The following is a 16,130-nucleotide window of genomic DNA, read 5'->3' on the forward strand; positions in this document are numbered from 1 at the left end:
GCGGACCTCCGGGGGTCGGGCAGCCGGGCGGCCGCCAGCATAGCGAGAGTAGCTCATAGTTAGACTAGCTAATAGTGAGGGTCGCCCTATTCCCGCGGCGCGCGTGGCCGCCCGCCCGATCACGCCGTGTGCCGCGGGTGAACGGGGGCCGCCCGTCCACCCGCCTGGCGCGGCCGACCGGTCGGTCCGTCCGCCCCGTCCACCCGTCCCACCCGCCCGCCGCGCCCGTTCCACCCGCCTGGCGCGGTCGGTCCGTTCCGCGCGGTCAGTCCGTCCGGTAGGTGCGCGCCGCCTTGTTGGAGAGCCCGCCCAGCTTCCCGGACGGCAGTACCCGGGCCAGCGCCACCGCGGCCTTGTACCGCTTGCCCGGCACCGACACCGACCGGCCGCGCCCGAGGTCGCGCAGCGCCTCCTCCACGACCCGCTCGGCCGAGAGCCAGGACCAGGACGGGATGTTGCCCGTGCCCATGCCGGCCCGCTCGTGGAACTCGGTCCGCGTGAAGCCCGGGCACAGCGCCATCATCCGCACCCCGCTGCCGCCGAGGTCGCGCAGCACCCCCTGGGTGAAGCTCACCACCCACGCCTTGCTCGCCCCGTACGTGCCGCGCGGCAGGAACGCCGCCACGGAGGCGACGTTGATGATCGCTCCCCGGCCGCGGTCGCGCATCCCGGGCAGCGCCGCCGTCGTCAGCCGGAGGACCGCCTCGACGTGCACCTTCAGCATGTCCAGCTCGTCCTGGAGCGGGACGGTCAGGAAGGCGCCGCGGTTGCCGAAGCCCGCGTTGTTGACGAGCAGGTCCACCGGGCGGGCGGCGTCGGCCAGCCGCGCCTCGACGGCGCCGATGCCCTCGTCGGTCGCGAGGTCGGCGGTCAGCACCTCCGTCTCGACGCCGTACTTCCCCTGCAGGTCGGCGGCGGTGCGCTCCAGGCGCTCGGTGTCGCGGGCCACCAGGACGAGCCGGTAGCCGCCGCGGGCGAGCCGGCGGGCGAACGCGGCTCCGATGCCGGCGGTCGCGCCGGTGATCAAGGCTGTGGTCATGCCCCCGACCGTACCGACTCGCCGCGACCGGGCCCACACCCAGGGCAACATCCCTGCTCAGCGGACTGCGGATGCACGGCCCCGGCCCGGCTCGTAAGGTCGGACAGGGGCATCGCCCAACCGGGTGATGACATCCGCGCGAGGAGGCATGCCTGATGCTTACTCAGTTCCGGACCGAAGCGGGCCCGGTGTCACCCAGCGCGACGCCGGTCGAGGCCGTCACACTCGCGAGCCTGATGGTGGAGGACGAGGCCGTCGTGACCGACGCGCCCACGTACCGCCCCGACGCCGCGGTCGCGCTGCTGCTCCTGCTGTCGCCCAAGGAGCCGAGCCCGAAGCGGCCCGAGGAGCGGCCGAGCCGGTAGCCCGGCAGCCGGTAGTCGGTGGCCTGCTGGCCGCCCGGTCTACGGCCACGGCGACGGCCGCGGCCACGACACCTGCGACCCACCGCCATCCCCGAGACCTCTCGTGAGCCGTCGAGGTTCCCTCGTGAACCCTCCCGGACTCCGGAAGGAGGACCAGCGCACCATGCCGTTCGCCGAGACACCACTGCGCGACGAGTACGCCGCGGCCGTCGAGCGGATGGCCCGCCGGACCCTCGACGCCCTCCGGGGCGCCGGGGGAACGGCCTCGCTCACGGAGCCGGACGGGCTGCTGGCCTCCTTGCTGACCGACCCGGAGGGCTCCGTACCCGGGGCTGTGCTCGCAGCGGCGCGCATACTCGGCCCGGACCTGTTCGCTCCTCAACTCTTCAACGCTCGTTCACCGTTGGATCCACTGAATCCGTTGGCTCCGTTGGCTCCGTTGAATCCGTTAGATCCGTCGAATCCGTCGAATCCGCTGAAGGAGTCGACCCTCGTGCCGCTGGACGACGCCGCAGCCCGGCTACTGGCCGAAGCCCGACGGGTCTTCCCGCCGCCCGCCGCCGACTCGTGGGACGGTTCCCCGACCGGCCCACCTCCGCCCGCCGACGATGCGAACCTCGTGATCGCCTGGCAGGACTGGGCGGCCTCCGCACTGCTCGCGCGCACACCGTACGGCGGCGAGGCCGCCCCGCCTCCCGCCGCCGTGCCGCGGCCGGGCCCCCGACCGGGCTCGCCCCCGGGCCCGCGCGACTGGCAGGCGTGGTCCGTCCGCATGGCGCAGCTGTCCGTGCTCGCCCTGCCCGGTCTCGACGGCCCCGTGCACGAACTCGCCCGCACCCACACCCTCGACCTCGCGCGCGGCACCGCCCGCTCGATGCTCCGCCGGGACCTTCGCACCGCCGCCCGGCTCGCCCGCTGGCTCGCCTGGGCACGGGCCGACGGCCGTCCGCTACGGCTGGAGGTCGGGCCCGTGCTGGAACGGATCCGCCTGACCGGCGACGGAAGCGCCCGCACGTTGCTCGAACTCGCCATTGCCGAGCGCCTGTTGAACGGTCCGCCGGAACCGGTCCGGGCGAGGGCGGCACGATGACGGCCGACACGCGCGTGCTGGCCACCGCACAGCGCCTCGGCTCGCACGCGCTGGACTGGCTGGACGCCGGCCGCCGGAACGGGTTCGGCCGGCTCCCCGACAACACCGTCGTCGACCTCGCCGACCCCAACGACGCCTACAAGCCGCTCGGCGAACTCGCCCTCGCCGCCTCCCTCATCCTGCGCGACGGCGTGACCGGCCCCGGCGACACCCGCACCGCACACGGCCTCCTCGACTTCGCCTGGGACCAGGTGCGCTCGGGCGACCTCCTGTACGAACGACAGTTGCGCCACCTCGCGATGACCGACCCGCTGGAGACGTACGCCCACTTCGCCCGCGCCGGCTACCGGCACGCCGCGATGGAGGAACTCCTGGACTCGCTCGGCCGGTTGCGCGCGGTCCACGCCGTCGAGGCCGAACCCAACCGGAAGCTGGCCGTCGCCAACGCCCGCCGGATCGTCGGGCTCGCCGACCGACCGGACTGGGCGGCACTCGCCGCCGCCACCTGGCTCGGTGCGACACCGGAGCCGTGGGCCGTCGACTGGATGACCGCCTACCGGATCACCCACACCGTCTTCCACCTCACCGACTGGGGCGCCCGCCCGGACGGCCTGCCGGAACCGGTGCGCGCCTACGTGCGCGACTGGCTGCCCGTCTGGCTCGACGTCTGGCTGGAGATCGGACAGTGGGACCTCGCCGCCGAACTGCTCGCCGTCGACGCGTGCGTCGGCGAACCGGTCACCGGGCGGCAGGGCTGGGACGCGCTGGTCACCGCACAGCACGCGGACGGGCTGCTGCCACGCGACTCCGAACCGGTCGACGCGGACCCGGAACAGGCCTTCCGGGACCACCAACACACGGCGGTAGTGGGGGTGGTGGCCGCCACCATCACCCTGTCCCGCGCGCTCGGCGGCACGCCGGTGGCGACGTGAGTGGGGCGGACAGGAGTCTGTCCGACCTGGTCGAGGCGGCCGGACCGTCCGCGACGGCCGTCACTCTGGCCATGGCGCGCGGGAGTTCGGCGGAGGTGCGGTGCCACGGGCGGCTCGGACGCGCCCCGAGCGCGCCGGACTGCACGCCCGACACCGTCTTCGAACTCGGTTCCGTCACGAAGACGTTCACCGCGCTGCTGCTCGCGGCGCTGGCCGCGAGCGGCGAACTCACGCTGAACGATCCGCTGGAACTCCACCTCCCGCGCTCCTGGCGGCCGTTGACCGTCCGCTCGGGCGGGCCGATCCGACTCCTCCACCTGGCCACGCACACCGCGGGCCTCCACCGCCTGCCGCCCGGCCTGCTGGCGGGCGCCGTCCGGGCCTGGTACAGCAATCCGTACGGGGCTTACGGGGAGCGGGAGTTGAGGAATGCGGTGACCCGAACCACCGTCCGCACCAAGCCCGGCAGCCGGTACGGGTACTCCAACTACGGGGTCGCACTGCTCGGCCGCCTCCTCGCCGAGACGGGTGGTGCGCCGTACGCCGAACTCCTCGCCGAACGGATCGGCCGGCCCCTGGGACTGCGGACGCTGGCCTGCGCGCCGGACACCCCGGACCGCGCCATCGGGCACCGGCGCGGCCGGGCACTGCCGCCGTGGCGGATGCCCGGCCTTCCGGGCGCGGGCGCGGCCCGGGCGAGCGGCGCGGACCTGCTGCGCTTCCTGCAGGCGCATGTCGGCACGTGGCCGGGCGAGTCGGGCGACACGGGGGACGGCGAGCCGGGTGGCGAGCTGGGCGCGGCGCTGCGGGAGGTGCAGCTCCCCCGGCTGCGACTGCCAGGGTCCGGCGGCGAGGTGTGCCTGGTGTGGAACCACCGACGGGCGGGCGACCGGGACCTGTTCTTCCACTCCGGCGCCACGCGCGGGTTCACCGCGTTCGTGGGCTTCTCACCACAGACGGAGAGCGCCGTCGCCGCTCTCGCCAACACCGGGCCGACGATGGACGGGCGGTTCCTGCGGGTCGGGTACGGGGTGCTGACGGAGGTGGCGGGGAACAGATAACAGCTGACAGATGACAGATTTCGAAATCTGTGATCTGTCAGCTGTTATCTGTCATCCGTCGGCTGCCATCCGCCGCTCCCCACCCGCTCAGACCGCAACCGCCTTCGCCCGGTCCGCCGCGATGTGCAGGGCGAGTCCGCCGAGGACCGTGCCCATCGCGTAGCGCTGGATGCGGAGCCAAGCCGGGCGACGGTTGAGGAAGGACGCGATGCTGCCCGCACTCGCCGCTATCAGTCCGTTGACGGTGACCGCCACGACGACCTGGGTGAGGCCGAGCACCAGACTCTGGGCCGCGACGTGACCACGCGCCGGGTCGACGAACTGGGGCAGCAGGGACAGGTACATGATGGCGATCTTGGGATTGAGCAGGCAGGTCAGGAAGCCCATCCCGAACAGCTTGCGCGGCGAGTCGTGCGGCAGTTGCTGCGGCGCGAAGACCGGCGCGCCACCCGGCTTGACAGCCTTCCACGCGAGCCACAGCAGGTACCCGGCCCCGGCGAGCTTGATCGCCGCATAGAGCGCCGGCACCACCGTGAACACCGCGGCGACGCCAACCGTCACGGCCCCGAGGTAGACCAGGAATCCGGCCGCGACCCCGACCAGCGACACCAGCCCGGCCCGGCGGCCCTGGGCGATCGAGCGCGAGACCAGGTAGATCATGTTGGGCCCGGGGGTGAGCACCATGCCCAGCGCCACGGCGGCGATTCCGAGCAGGGCGTGCGGGGCGGCGGCGGGGATCAGCAGGTCCATGCGAGGAGGCTAGGCCGCACTCCGAGCTCGATGCAATGATAACTTTGCGCTCGGTGCAATCAGCGCAATCCCGCCGAGCACGACCGACACGGAGGGCCCGTCGATGGACGACTACCGGCTCATCGCCGACGAGATCGCCAACGCCATCACCGACGGACGGCTTCGCCCCGGGCAACAGCTCCCCACCCAACGCGCCTTCGCCCGCCGCCGCGGCATCGCCGCCTCGACCGCCGGGCGCGTCTACCGGGAACTGGCCCTCCGGGGACTCACCACCGGCGAGGTCGGCCGCGGCACCTTCGTCCGCGCCGACCAGCGGGCACCCGGCCCCCACATCCCGCTCGCCGAACCGGCCGGGGCACCCATCGACCTGGAGCTCAACTACCCCGTCGTGCCCGAGCAGGCGCTGCTCGGCGCCGCCCTCGCACCGATGCTTCGGGCGGACGCACTCGACGCCGCGCTGCGCCCGGTGGGGGCAATCGGGACGGCCGCCGCCCGCCACGCGTTCGCCCAGCTGGCGTCCGGGCCGCACGGCTCGCCCTCGTGGCAGGCATCGCCCGAGGACGTGCTGTTCGCGGGCAACGGCCGGCAGGCGGTCGCCGGCGCGCTCTCCGCGCTCGTACCGCCCGGAGGGCGGCTCGGGGTCGAGGCGTTGACGTACCCCGTGGTCAAGGCCGTCGCGCAGCGGCTGGGGATCACTCTCGTACCACTGGCCGTCGACGAGCACGGCCTCCGGACCGGCGCCGTCACCGCCGCGCACCGGGCCGCGCCGCTCAGCGCCGTCTACCTCCAGCCCCGCCTGCAGAACCCGCTCGGCGGAAGCCTCCCACCCGAGCGCCGGGCAACCCTCGCCGACGAGCTGCGTCATCTCGACCTGCCCGTCATCGAGGACGCCATCTGGTCCTTCCTGCGACCCGACCTCGTGCCCCTCGCAGCCCTGCTGCCCGAGCGAACGATCCTGGTGGACAGCGTCTCCAAGCGCCTGGCCCCGGGCCTGACCACCGGGTTCGCCGTCGTCCCCGGTGCATTCCGCGACCGGATGGCCGCCGCACTGCGGTCCGGCGGATGGACGCCCAGCGGGTTCGCGCTGGAGGCGGTCGTCCGCTGGGTCGGGGACGGCGCCGTCGCGGCGGTCGAAGCGGCGAAGCGCTCGGATGCGACGGCGCGGCAGCTACTCGCACGGGAAGTGCTGGCAGGACAGCACCTGCGCGCAGACCCGTGCTCCTACTACGTGTGGTGGGAACTGCCGGCGGCGTGGCGGGCGGAAACGTTCGTGGCCGCCGCGGCGCGCGAGAGCATCGCGATCACCCCGGCCGCAGCCTTCGCCGTGGACCCCAGGGTGTCTCCGTCCGCTGTCCGGGTCGGCCTCGCGTCGCCGCCGGTCCCGGTCCTGGCACATGCCCTGGAGACCCTCGCCAGGATCGCCCGGAGCACGCCGGAGGAACTGCTGGAGTGAGGGCCGACGGGCGACGACGAACAGCTGACAGATAACAGATTTCGAAATCTGTTATCTGTCAGCTGTCATCTGTTACCCGTCGCTCGCCACTACCCCGCGCCCGAGCCCCCTCACCACGAGCCGACCGTCAACCGTCCGCCCGCGCACCACTGTCAGAACTGCGCGCCACCGTGTCAGCCGCTCCGCCCGCGCCGACCGCGCGCAGGCGCGAGGCGGCGGTCGCGGCCAGTTGCGGGGCCAGCTTGGCCACGTCCCGGGAGCCCACCACCGCGATGAGGCTCGGCAGCAGCCACCGGACCGGCTGCATGCCGCGCAGCCAGGCCTGGGCGTAGACGTGCGCGGAGCGCCGGGCGATGCCGGCCACGATCCGGTCCACGGCCGGCTCCAGCGGGTAGGTCTTGTTGGCCGGCCACGGCAGGCGGCTGCGCATCTGCTTGAGAACGACGTCCTCGTCGGCACCGCGCACCATGTCCGTGTCGGTCCAACTCAGGTACCCCACACCGACCTTGACCCCTTGGTAGGCGACCTCGCCACGGATCGAGTGGGCGAACGCCTCCACCCCCGACTTGCTCGCGCAGTACGCGCTCATCAGCGGCGACGGCGTCAGGGCGGCGAGCGAGGCGATCTGGAGCAGGTAACCGCGGCTCTCGATGAGGGCGGGGAGGAACGCCCGCGCGGTGGCCACACTGCCCAGCAGGTTGACCTCGATCACCCGGCTGAACGCCCGGTGGTCGCTGTCCACCAACGGCCCCCCGATGGCGATCCCGGCGTTGGCGACGACGGTGTCGATCCGGCCGTAATGCTCCTTGATCCGCCGGGCGGCGTCATCGAGAGCGTCGAGGTCGGTGACGTCGACCTCCCACGTGGTCGCGGTCGGGCCGCACTGGGCGGCGACGTCCTTGAGTTCGGCCGGCTCCAACCCGAGCAGCGCGACCTTCGCCCCACAGCGCGCGAGCTTGCGCGCCAACGACGCACCGACACCACGGGCGGCCCCCGTGACGACGACGACCTGGGCGGACAACGGCGGTATGGCGTTCATGCGACGACGCTCCTCTCGGAGTCGAAATCATCGGAATCGGAATCGGAACCGGAGACGGAACCGGGGGCGGAATCGGCGGCAGGACCGCTGTCCGCAGTCAGATGGGCCACGGCCATTCGGTGGATCTCCGCCGCGACCTCGACCGGCCGTTCCAACGGCGACATGTGACCGACCCCGGGAAGCAGCAACAACCCCTGCGGGTCGCGCAGTTCGGCGACCATGCGGTGAGCGTGGACCGGTGGTGTCAGCCGGTCCGCCGTGCCGGCGATGACCGACGTCGGCGCGGCGAGGCGGCCGAGTCCGGCGAAGACGTCCAGCCGTCCGAGGACACCCGCCCAGCGCGCGCGGACGGTGGTCGGGCAGGCGTGCACGATCCGGGCCGTCGCCTCGACCCGGCCCGCCGCCGAATCCGGCCCCATCGTCGCGAACTTGAGCGCCGCACGACTGACCGCCGAGACCGGACCGAGCGGCATCCGGGAGTGGAGCAGTCGGCCGTGCAGGAAGCGGCGAAGCCCGGCCGGGCGGAACGACTCGGGCAGGACGGCGAGTTCGTCGAGCAGCCGCCCGGGACCGGTGGAGACGAGGACGGCGGCGGCGGTGCGTTCGGCGACCTCGGGCCGTCCGCCGGCCGCCATGATGGTCATCCCGCCCATGCTGTGGCCGGCGAGGACGGCCCGCTCCCCGGCCGGGACCGTCCGGGCGAGGACGGCGGCGAGGTCATCGGCGAGTGCCCGGGTGGAGTAGCGGGCCGCGCTCGGCGGGATCTCGCTGTGCCCGTGACCGCGCTGGTCGTAGGCCACGAGCCGGTAGCGGTCGGAGAGTTGGCGGATCACCGGCGCCCAGAAGGCGGTCGAGCAGGTCCAGCCGTGGGCGAGCACGATGGTCGGCGCCCCGGGCTGGCCGTGGATCTCGACGTGCAGGCGCAGCCCGTCGGCGGAGCGGACGGCCAACTCCTCGACAGGCGTGGGCGGTACGCAATCGGGGGAAAGCTGCGGACTCATGCTGACACTCCCTGGGCGGTCATGGCCTGCGCCGAGTCGGACGCGGTGGCCGGCGTCGCGCGCATGATGAGCTCGTACTCGCCGAGGTCGACCTTGCGGGTGGCGCGGCGGAACGCGGTGGTGGAACCGGGCCACAGCACGGTGTTCTTGCCGTTCTGGTCCTGGTACCAGCTGTGGCAGCCGCCGGTGGACCAGACGGTGCGGTCCATCCGGTGCTGGAGTTCGAGGTTCCACTGGCGCTGGGCGCGGGCGGTCGGCTGCATGGCGGCGGCACCGATCGAGCCGAGCGTGGTGAGCGCGTCGACGACGTAGTTCAGCTGGGACTCGATCATGAGGATCATCGAGCTGTTGCCGAGGCCGGTGTTGGGGCCGATCACGAAGAACAGGTTCGGGAAGCCGCGCACGGTCGAGCCGCGCAGCGCCTCCATGCCGTCCTTCCACTCCTCGGCCAGGCTGGTGCCGTTCGCGCCGAACACCCTTGCCCCGATGGGCATGTCGGTGACGTGGAAGCCGGTGCCGAAGACGATGGCGTCCACTTCGTGCTCGCTGCCGTCGGCCGCGACCAGTGTGGAGCCGCGCACTTCGCGCAGGCCGGAGGCGACGACCTCGGTGTTGGCGGCGGCGAGCGCCGGGTAGTACGTGTTGCTGAGCAGGATGCGCTTGCAGCCGATCCGGTAGTCCGGCGTGAGCTTGGCGCGCAGCCCGGCGTCGGGGACGCCCTGGGCGATGTGGTGTTCGGCGAGCCGCTGGACGGCGCGCAGCAGGCCGGGCCGGCGGACGAAGGCATCGACCTGGAGCTCGCGGAGCGCGAAGAGCGTCCCCCTGCGGACCTTGCCGGTCACCGGGAACCGGCCGTGCAGCCACTTCTCCAGCTGGGTGATCTCGCGGTCACGACGGGGCAGGACCCAGGCGGGCGTTCGCTGAAAGACCGTCAGCTTGCCGACCTTCGGCTGGATCGACGGGATGATCTGGGCGGCGGAGGCTCCGGTGCCGACCATCGCGACGCGCTTTCCGGTCAGGTCGAAGTCGTGGTCCCAGCGGGAGGAGTGGAACACCTTGCCGGTGAATGCGCTCAGGCCGGGCAGGTCGGGGATCTGCGGGTCCGCGAGCGGGCCGGAGGCCGAGACGATGGCGTCGGCGGTCCACGTGCCGGCCGTGGTGGTGATCCGCCAGCGCGTGTGCTCGCCCTCCCAACGGGCCTCCAGCACCTCGGCGTTGAAGCGCAGGTGGGGGCGGAGTCGGAAGACCGTGGCGACCTTCTCCAGGTAGGCGCGAATGTCGGGCTGGCCGGAGAAGCTGCGCGGCCACTCGGGGTTGGGCGCGAAGGAGAAGGAGTAGAGGTGCGAGGGGACGTCGCAGGCGCACCCGGGGTAGCTGTTGTCGCGCCACGTGCCGCCGACCGAGTCGGCGCGCTCCAGGACGACGAAGTCCGTGATCCCGGCCCGGCGCAGCCGGACGGCGGCACCGAGGCCGCCGAAGCCGGCACCGACGACCGCCACCCGGACGTGCGGGACGGCCTCGGCCGCCTCTTCGTCGACGACCTCGACGACCTCGACGTCGCCGGCGAACGCGACGGCCTCGACGAGCGAGACGGCCTCGGCCGCTTCGACAGCGCCGGCGTCTTCGGCGGCTTCGGACGCCTCGGGGGCGGCGGACGCGCCGGGCCGGGGGCGCTTGGTGCTGGATGCCATGCGGCGTCCTCCTGAGGGTGGGGGCGGTCGCGTGCTCTCCGCCAAGAGGAACTCTCCCGGACGTTCTGCCCGGAATCCCGATAACCATGCCAGCAATCACTGGCATGGTTGGCAGGGTAGCCCTTGCCGACAGCGCTGGGAAGACGGCCGACCGCCCCGATTCCGGCGGCGACCGCGGCGGACCGTCCTATGCTGATCGCCGTGGACAAGGCCAGAGCTGCTGCGGACGACAGAAAACGCGAGTACCGGGTGGAGGAACTGGCCGAAGCGGCCGGCATCACCACCCGCACGCTGCGCTTCTACCGCGAGCGCAAACTGCTCCAACCGCCGCGCAAAGAGGGCCGCATCGCCTGGTACGGAGAGGAGCACCTGGCCCGCCTGCGCATGATCGGCGAGTTGCTCGAACGCGGACACACCCTCGGCGGCATCACCGAACTCATCGGCGCCGGCGAGAGCGGGCGGGACGTCGCGGAACTGATCGGCCTGGAAGCGGCCATCATCGCGCCCTGGTCGGACGAGACGCCGGTGCGCCTAACCTGGGACGAGCTCAAGGACGGCTTCGGCGACCAGCTCACCGAGGAGAACACGGCCGAATCCCTCGCCCAGGGCTACATCACTGTCACCGACGACGGCATCACCCACATCAGCCGCCGCCTGATGGACGCCACGACGGCGCTGGTCGCGGAGGGCGTACCGCTGTCGGCCGTCCTGGACGCCAGCCGGCGTACCCAGGCGCACGTCGACGCGATCGCCGAGATCTTCATCAACGTCGTCACCGACCACATCCTCGGCGCGCTGTCCGCCGACTCCCCGCTGCCCCCCGGCGAGGCCGCCCGCCTCACCGAGCGCATCCTGCGGGTCCGCCCGCTGGCCCGGACGGTCGCGGACGCCCAGTTCGCGCTCGCGATGGACCGCCGCGTGCACGCCGAGTACGACGAACTGCTGCGCCACCGAAGGGAGAACGGCGCGGAGGGCTCGGACGGGAGCGAGGACGGGAGCGAGGACGGGAGCGAGAGCGGGAGTGAGAGCGGGAGTGAGAGCTGCGGCAAGGACGGCAGCGAGGACGGCAGCGGCTCCGACGCGTAGCGCGCACGCGTGACGGGCAGGAATTCCCGCGCCCTGACCGCCCGTTGGACCGTCGCCGGAGGAAGCCGCCCATGCCCGGACACCTGAGCCGCCGCGCCGCCCTCGGTCTCGCCGCCGGACTCACCCCGGGCCTCGCGCTCGCCGCCTGCGGGGCCAACAGTCCGTCACGGGCGGCGAGTTCGGCCGGCACGCGGACGGTACGGCACGCGCGCGGTGAGAGCACCGTGCCGGCCCGGGCCTCCCGCGTGGTCGTGCTGGACACGGACGCGCTCGACTCGGCCGTCACTCTCGGGATCATCCCGGTCGGCGCGACCACCGTCAGCGACGGCGCGGGTTTCCCCGGCTACCTCCCGGGCGACCGGCTCGCGGACACGAAGGCCGTCGGCGCCATCGGCCAGCCCAACCTGGAGGCGATCGCCGCGCTGCGACCGGACCTCATCCTGAGCAACCAGGTGCGCGACGACAAGCGGTACGACCAGCTGGCCAAGATCGCGCCCACGGTGCTGTCCAAGACCACCGGACCGACCTGGAAGGAGAACGTCCGGCTGCACGCCGAGGCGCTGGGGCGGCAAGCGGAGGCAGCGACGACCGAGGCCGCGTACCAGGCGAAAGTGCGGGACCTGATCACCGCGCTCGGCGGACCGGCCAAGGCCGCGGCCACCAGGGTCGAGATGGCGCGCTTCCTCGCGGGCGCGCCGACCAGGCTCTACCTGAACGACACCTTCGTCGGTTCGCTGTTCAAGGACCTCGGAGTCGGCCGGCCCGCCAACCAGGACAAGCCCGGGTTCTCGCTGGAGATCAGCCCCGAACAGGTCGACCAGGCCGCGGCCGACGTCATCTTCTATTCGGTGTACGGGGACGCCGCGAAGTCCGACCAGCCGAAGATCCTCGGCGGCGCGCTGTGGAGGAACCTCGACGCCGTCCGCAACGGCCGGGTGTTCCAGGTGGACGACGGGCTGTGGATGCTCGGCATCGGGTACACGGGAGCCGGGCTGATCCTCGGCCAGATGCGGAAGGACCTCGTAGGCGACTGATGGGCGACAGGTGACGGGCGACAGCCAACCGCCGACGGCAAACAGATGACAGACGACAGATAACAGATGTTGAAATCTGTCATCTGTTACCTGTTCGCCGTCGCCCGCCCCACCACCGCCCCCTCACCTCCCTCACCCCCCTTGGCCACTCCTCCAATCACCCCTCCCCCACCCCTCGACTCCACCGGGTGATCAAACGATTACCGTCACACCGCCGTCACCTCTACCGTCTAGGCTCACCCGCAGGTCGCTGTCACCTGGTCGGGCCGGAGACGGGAGGCGGGCGCCCGTACCGGTTCCGCAGAGGAGGCCTGCACCGTGTCCGTGGCCGTGAACTTCCGCATGGCAACGCAACTGACGGGCAGCCGGGTGCTGCTGTGGTCACTGCTCGGCCGGCTGCCGAACGCGATGAGCCCGATCGGCACCCTGTTGCTGGTCAGCCGGAACACCGGCAGCGTGTGGTCCGGCTCGCTGGTGGCCGGGGCCCTGGCGGGCGGTCAGGCGATCGGCGGTCCGATCGTCGGACGGCTGGCGGACCGGCGCGGGCAGCGCACGGTCGGACTGGCCGCCGCCCTGGTCAACGCCGCCGCCCTGGTCGCCCTGGTCGCCGCCTCCGAGCACGGGCTCGCGCTCGGCTGGCAGATCGCGCCCGCCGCACTGACCGGCCTGTCCGTCCCGCTGGTCGGCCCGCTGTCGCGCAGCCGCTGGGTCCGGCTGTCGGCCGGTGAACCGGAGCTGACCTCGGCCATGCTGGCGCTGGACGGGATCGTCGACGAGGTGAGCTTCACGGCCGGCCCGGCACTCGTCGGCATGCTCGCCACCGCCGTCTCCCCGTCCGCCGGGATGCTCACCGCTGCCGTGCTGTCCGGCGTCTGCGCCACGCTGTTCGCCCTGCACCCGACCGCCGAGACCGCCGCAACCGCCGCAACCGGTGTGCCGATCCCGGTCCACGCCCAATCCCAGTCCGCCGAGCGCCTGTTCAACACTCCCTACCTCCTCCTCATGGCCGGGATGGCGCTGCTGGGCGCCTGCTTCGGCTCGGTCCAGGTCGGCATCACCGCCACCACCGAGGCGCTGGGCCGGCCGGGTTCCGCAGGGCTGTTGTACGGATTCCTGGGCTGCACCAGTTCGATCGCGGGCGTCGCCACCGCGTCGCTCCCCGCCCGCTGGGGCCTGCCGCCGCGCCTGCGGGCGGGCACCGCACTGCTGTTCACCGCCTCCTGCGTCCTGTTCTTCGCGGACGGGAGCCTCGTGGCGCTCACCGCGGCCGTCGGCTTCCTCGGGGTCGCCGTCGCGCCGCAGATGATCACGATGTTCGGCCTGGTCGAGCGCACGGTGCCGGCCGCCCGTCTCGGCGAGGCGATGGCAGCGCTGGTCAGCGCGCTCATCCTGGCCCAGTCGGCGGGCACCTTCGTCAGCGGCTGGGCGGCCGACCACTTCTCGCCGGGCGCTCCCTTCGCGGTCACGGCGGCCGCCGCGGCGACCGCCCTCGTCCTCACCGCCTGCACCGCGACCGAGCACCGATTCCGGCGCCGGCACTCGACGCCGCCCGCGCCCGTTGCCGCGAAGGCCGCGTCGCCCGCCGCGTGAAACGGCAGCGGGGGCGCCGGTGGTCATCCCACCGCCGCCCCCGCCGGGGAACACCGCGTCCCCTCCTGCATCACCGCAACCGCATCAACGCAACCGCATCAACGCACCTGCATCACAGCACCAGCTTCACTGGCCCCGCGTCACTGCACCGCGGTCGCCGCGCCACTGTCACCGCACCGCGGCCCACGCCACTTACCTGACGTACCGTCAGTTGACGTTCACCGCAGTCCACGTGGCCGCGACCGCGTTGTACTCGGCGCTGTTCGCCCCGTACAGGTCGGTCGCCGCGCTGAGGGTGGCCGCACGGGCACCCGCGTAGTCGGTGGTGGAGGTGAAGTAGGTGGTCAGCGCGCGGTACCAGATCTGGGCCGCCTTGTCGCGCCCGATGCCCGCGAGCGTCGAGCCGTCGTACGTCGGGCTGTTGTAGTCGAACCCGTTGATCGACTTCGCGCCGCTGCCCTCGGACAGCAGGTAGAAGAAGTGGTTCGCCACACCCGACGAGAAGTGCACGTCGGAGTTGCCGACGTCGGCGGACCAGTAGTCGGCCGACGAGCCGTCCTTGCTCGGCTGGTCCATGTAGCGCAGCGGCTTGCCGTCGCCGTTCAGGTTGATGAGCTCGCCGATCCAGTAGTTCGGCGGGTTCGAGGGCAGGTTGGCGTACCACTCGACCATCGTGCCCATGATGTCGGAGGTGGCCTCGTTGAGGCCGCCGGACTCACCGGAGTAGTTGAGCGCGGCGGTCGCGGCGGTGACGCCGTGCGTCATCTCGTGGCCGGCCACGTCGATCTCGGTGAGCGGGTGGGTGTCGCCCTGGCCGTCGCCGTAGGTCATGCAGAAGCAGTCGTCGCTCCAGAACGCGTTGACGTAGTTGGAACCGTAGTGCACGCGGCTCGCCGCGCCGACGCCGTCGTTGCGGATGCCGTTGCGGTTGAAGGTGGACTTGTAGAAGTCCCACGTGGTCGCGGCGCCGAACTGGGCGTCCACGGCGGCGGATTCGCGGTTCCCGGCGGTGCCGTCGCCGAAGCTGTTGGTGCTGTTGGCGAAGAGCGAGCCGTTGCCGCTGGTGCCGTTGCTCATGTCGCTGGTGGACTGGCCGCCGCGGGTGTCGTCCTTGAGCGAGTACGAGGAGCCGCTCTGGGCCGTGTTGAGCTGGACGTTGCCCACGAAGACGCCGTTGCCGGTGCCGGCCGCGGTCTCGATCTTCTCGTGGGTGGACAGCACCGCGCCGGTGGCCGCGTCGGTGACGAGGACCTGGCGGCTCGGGGTGCCGTCGGCGCGGGTGCCCTCGACCTGGACCCGGTAGGCCAGGCGGGGGTTGCCGTCGCTCGCCCAGACGACCAGCTCGGCGGCACCGGCCTGGTGCACGTCGGCCATCGGGGACTCGTCGGCGTCCAGCGTGACGCCCACGGTGGCGCGCACCGCGCCCGCCGCGTTGTCGGCGGCCTTGTCGGCCGGGATCCGCGGGGTGAGGCTCGGCAGGCTCAGCTGCGCCGCGACCGCCTTGTTCACGGACTTGACCGCGCCGTCCTTGGCCTGGTGGACCACCAGGTCGCCGCCGATGACGGGCAGGCCGGCGTAGGTCCGCTCGAAGCGGAGGTGGCGGGTGCCGTCGGCGTCGATCACCGCGTCCTTGGCGACCAGCTTCTCCTGGTCGCCGAGGGCGAGCTGCTTGGCCAGCGGGCCGGCCTCGCCGTTCGCCACCGCGAGCACGGTGGCGTGCTGGTGGGCGGCCTGCGCCTGCAGCGCGGCGGTCGGGGCGGCCTGCGCGGCCGTGGTGCTCACCTGGATCACGCCGGTCAGCAGGGCCGTGGCCGAGAGCACGGCGACGGCTGCGAGCTTTCGCTTCACGTACGAGTCCTTCCGGGAAACCGCGTCTGTGCGCGGTCGCACCGCGTCCCGGGGGCCGGGGTCGGCACCTGTGGGGCGGGACGGGCACTGGCGTACTGGGCCCCGTTGCGATCGAACGGCAGACCACCGAGGGGTGGGGGTGGGGGCTGCC

General features: G+C 72.6%; 14 protein-coding genes. 8 read left to right on the forward strand and 6 right to left on the reverse strand.

The window, feature by feature from the left end; all coding sequences use genetic code 11:
• Positions 1–265: 265 nt before the first annotated feature.
• A complete protein-coding gene (locus ACFV4G_RS06660) occupies positions 266–1,039 on the reverse strand; it encodes an SDR family NAD(P)-dependent oxidoreductase (protein WP_380437189.1) in 774 nt (257 codons plus the stop codon).
• A 155-nt stretch (positions 1,040–1,194) separates the two neighbouring features.
• Between ACFV4G_RS06660 and ACFV4G_RS06665 the strand changes: the two genes are divergently transcribed.
• The 4 genes from ACFV4G_RS06665 to ACFV4G_RS06680 all read left to right on the forward strand — a co-directional run bounded on the left by ACFV4G_RS06665 (position 1,195) and on the right by ACFV4G_RS06680 (position 4,487).
• On the forward strand, positions 1,195–1,404 hold the full coding sequence (locus ACFV4G_RS06665; RefSeq protein ID WP_380437191.1) for a hypothetical protein: 210 nt from the start codon (positions 1,195–1,197) through the stop codon (positions 1,402–1,404).
• 163 nt (positions 1,405–1,567) lie between these two features.
• The gene (locus ACFV4G_RS06670; RefSeq protein WP_380437193.1) at positions 1,568–2,494 is read left to right on the forward strand and encodes a hypothetical protein; all 927 of its coding nucleotides are present in this window, start codon (positions 1,568–1,570) and stop codon (positions 2,492–2,494) included.
• Complete coding sequence (locus ACFV4G_RS06675; protein WP_380437194.1) at positions 2,491–3,426, forward strand: DUF6895 family protein; 936 nt, start codon at positions 2,491–2,493, stop codon at positions 3,424–3,426. Before ACFV4G_RS06670 ends, ACFV4G_RS06675 begins: the two co-directional genes overlap by 4 nt.
• Positions 3,423–4,487, forward strand: a complete 1,065-nt coding sequence (locus ACFV4G_RS06680; RefSeq protein ID WP_380437196.1) for a serine hydrolase domain-containing protein — start codon at positions 3,423–3,425, stop codon at positions 4,485–4,487. Before ACFV4G_RS06675 ends, ACFV4G_RS06680 begins: the two co-directional genes overlap by 4 nt.
• Before the next feature lie 87 nt (positions 4,488–4,574).
• On the opposite strand, the gene ACFV4G_RS06685 is transcribed toward ACFV4G_RS06680, so the two are convergent.
• A complete protein-coding gene (locus ACFV4G_RS06685) occupies positions 4,575–5,237 on the reverse strand; it encodes a LysE family translocator (RefSeq protein WP_380437199.1) in 663 nt (220 codons plus the stop codon).
• A gap of 103 nt (positions 5,238–5,340) precedes the next feature.
• Here ACFV4G_RS06685 and ACFV4G_RS06690 point away from each other — a divergent pair, with 103 nt between their 5' ends.
• Entirely contained in the window at positions 5,341–6,690 is a 1,350-nt protein-coding gene (locus ACFV4G_RS06690; RefSeq protein WP_380437201.1) for a PLP-dependent aminotransferase family protein, read from the forward strand.
• A gap of 127 nt (positions 6,691–6,817) precedes the next feature.
• On the opposite strand, the gene ACFV4G_RS06695 is transcribed toward ACFV4G_RS06690, so the two are convergent.
• Genes ACFV4G_RS06695 through ACFV4G_RS06705 form a run of 3 tightly spaced genes read right to left on the reverse strand, consistent with a single transcriptional unit; the run spans position 6,818 to position 10,421 of the window.
• Positions 6,818–7,729 carry an SDR family oxidoreductase gene (locus ACFV4G_RS06695; RefSeq protein WP_380437203.1) on the reverse strand — a complete coding sequence of 304 codons (912 nt, stop codon included), beginning with the start codon at positions 7,727–7,729 and terminating at the stop codon, positions 6,818–6,820.
• Positions 7,726–8,730: an alpha/beta fold hydrolase gene (locus ACFV4G_RS06700; protein WP_380437205.1), complete on the reverse strand. Its 1,005-nt coding sequence runs from the start codon at positions 8,728–8,730 to the stop codon at positions 7,726–7,728. The genes ACFV4G_RS06695 and ACFV4G_RS06700 overlap by 4 nt, the downstream gene beginning before the upstream one ends.
• Positions 8,727–10,421 (reverse strand): flavin-containing monooxygenase, encoded by a 1,695-nt coding sequence (locus ACFV4G_RS06705; protein ID WP_380437207.1) that lies wholly within the window; start codon positions 10,419–10,421, stop codon positions 8,727–8,729. The genes ACFV4G_RS06700 and ACFV4G_RS06705 overlap by 4 nt, the downstream gene beginning before the upstream one ends.
• Positions 10,422–10,622: 201 nt before the next feature.
• Between ACFV4G_RS06705 and ACFV4G_RS06710 the strand changes: the two genes are divergently transcribed.
• The 3 genes from ACFV4G_RS06710 to ACFV4G_RS06720 all read left to right on the forward strand — a co-directional run bounded on the left by ACFV4G_RS06710 (position 10,623) and on the right by ACFV4G_RS06720 (position 14,131).
• Positions 10,623–11,507, forward strand: coding sequence for a MerR family transcriptional regulator (locus ACFV4G_RS06710; protein ID WP_380437209.1), 885 nt, complete (start codon positions 10,623–10,625; stop codon positions 11,505–11,507).
• 71 nt (positions 11,508–11,578) lie between these two features.
• A complete protein-coding gene (locus ACFV4G_RS06715; RefSeq protein WP_380437212.1) occupies positions 11,579–12,541 on the forward strand; it encodes an ABC transporter substrate-binding protein in 963 nt (320 codons plus the stop codon).
• A gap of 318 nt (positions 12,542–12,859) precedes the next feature.
• A complete protein-coding gene (locus ACFV4G_RS06720) occupies positions 12,860–14,131 on the forward strand; it encodes an MFS transporter (protein ID WP_380437214.1) in 1,272 nt (423 codons plus the stop codon).
• Positions 14,132–14,338: 207 nt separating this feature from the next.
• On the opposite strand, the gene ACFV4G_RS06725 is transcribed toward ACFV4G_RS06720, so the two are convergent.
• Positions 14,339–15,979 (reverse strand): M4 family metallopeptidase, encoded by a 1,641-nt coding sequence (locus ACFV4G_RS06725; RefSeq protein WP_380437216.1) that lies wholly within the window; start codon positions 15,977–15,979, stop codon positions 14,339–14,341.
• Positions 15,980–16,130: the final 151 nt, after the last annotated feature.

Origin of the sequence: Kitasatospora sp. NPDC059747 (genome assembly GCF_042732955.1) — a bacterium.
In the GTDB taxonomy this organism is placed as follows: Bacteria; Actinomycetota; Actinomycetes; order Streptomycetales; family Streptomycetaceae; genus Kitasatospora.

Bases quoted from the DNA above. Each gene is read 5' to 3' on its own strand.
- ACFV4G_RS06695 (WP_380437203.1), bottom strand. From the start codon at position 7,729: ATGAACGCCATACCGCCGTTGTCCGCCCAGGTCGTCGTCGTCACGGGG.
- ACFV4G_RS06660 (WP_380437189.1), bottom strand. From the start codon at position 1,039: ATGACCACAGCCTTGATCACCGGCGCGACCGCCGGCATCGGAGCCGCG.
- ACFV4G_RS06675 (WP_380437194.1), top strand. From the start codon at position 2,491: ATGACGGCCGACACGCGCGTGCTGGCCACCGCACAGCGCCTCGGCTCG.
- ACFV4G_RS06705 (WP_380437207.1), bottom strand. From the start codon at position 10,421: ATGGCATCCAGCACCAAGCGCCCCCGGCCCGGCGCGTCCGCCGCCCCC.
- ACFV4G_RS06685 (WP_380437199.1), bottom strand. From the start codon at position 5,237: ATGGACCTGCTGATCCCCGCCGCCGCCCCGCACGCCCTGCTCGGAATC.
- ACFV4G_RS06700 (WP_380437205.1), bottom strand. From the start codon at position 8,730: ATGAGTCCGCAGCTTTCCCCCGATTGCGTACCGCCCACGCCTGTCGAG.
- ACFV4G_RS06665 (WP_380437191.1), top strand. From the start codon at position 1,195: ATGCTTACTCAGTTCCGGACCGAAGCGGGCCCGGTGTCACCCAGCGCG.
- ACFV4G_RS06690 (WP_380437201.1), top strand. From the start codon at position 5,341: ATGGACGACTACCGGCTCATCGCCGACGAGATCGCCAACGCCATCACC.
- ACFV4G_RS06715 (WP_380437212.1), top strand. From the start codon at position 11,579: ATGCCCGGACACCTGAGCCGCCGCGCCGCCCTCGGTCTCGCCGCCGGA.
- ACFV4G_RS06670 (WP_380437193.1), top strand. From the start codon at position 1,568: ATGCCGTTCGCCGAGACACCACTGCGCGACGAGTACGCCGCGGCCGTC.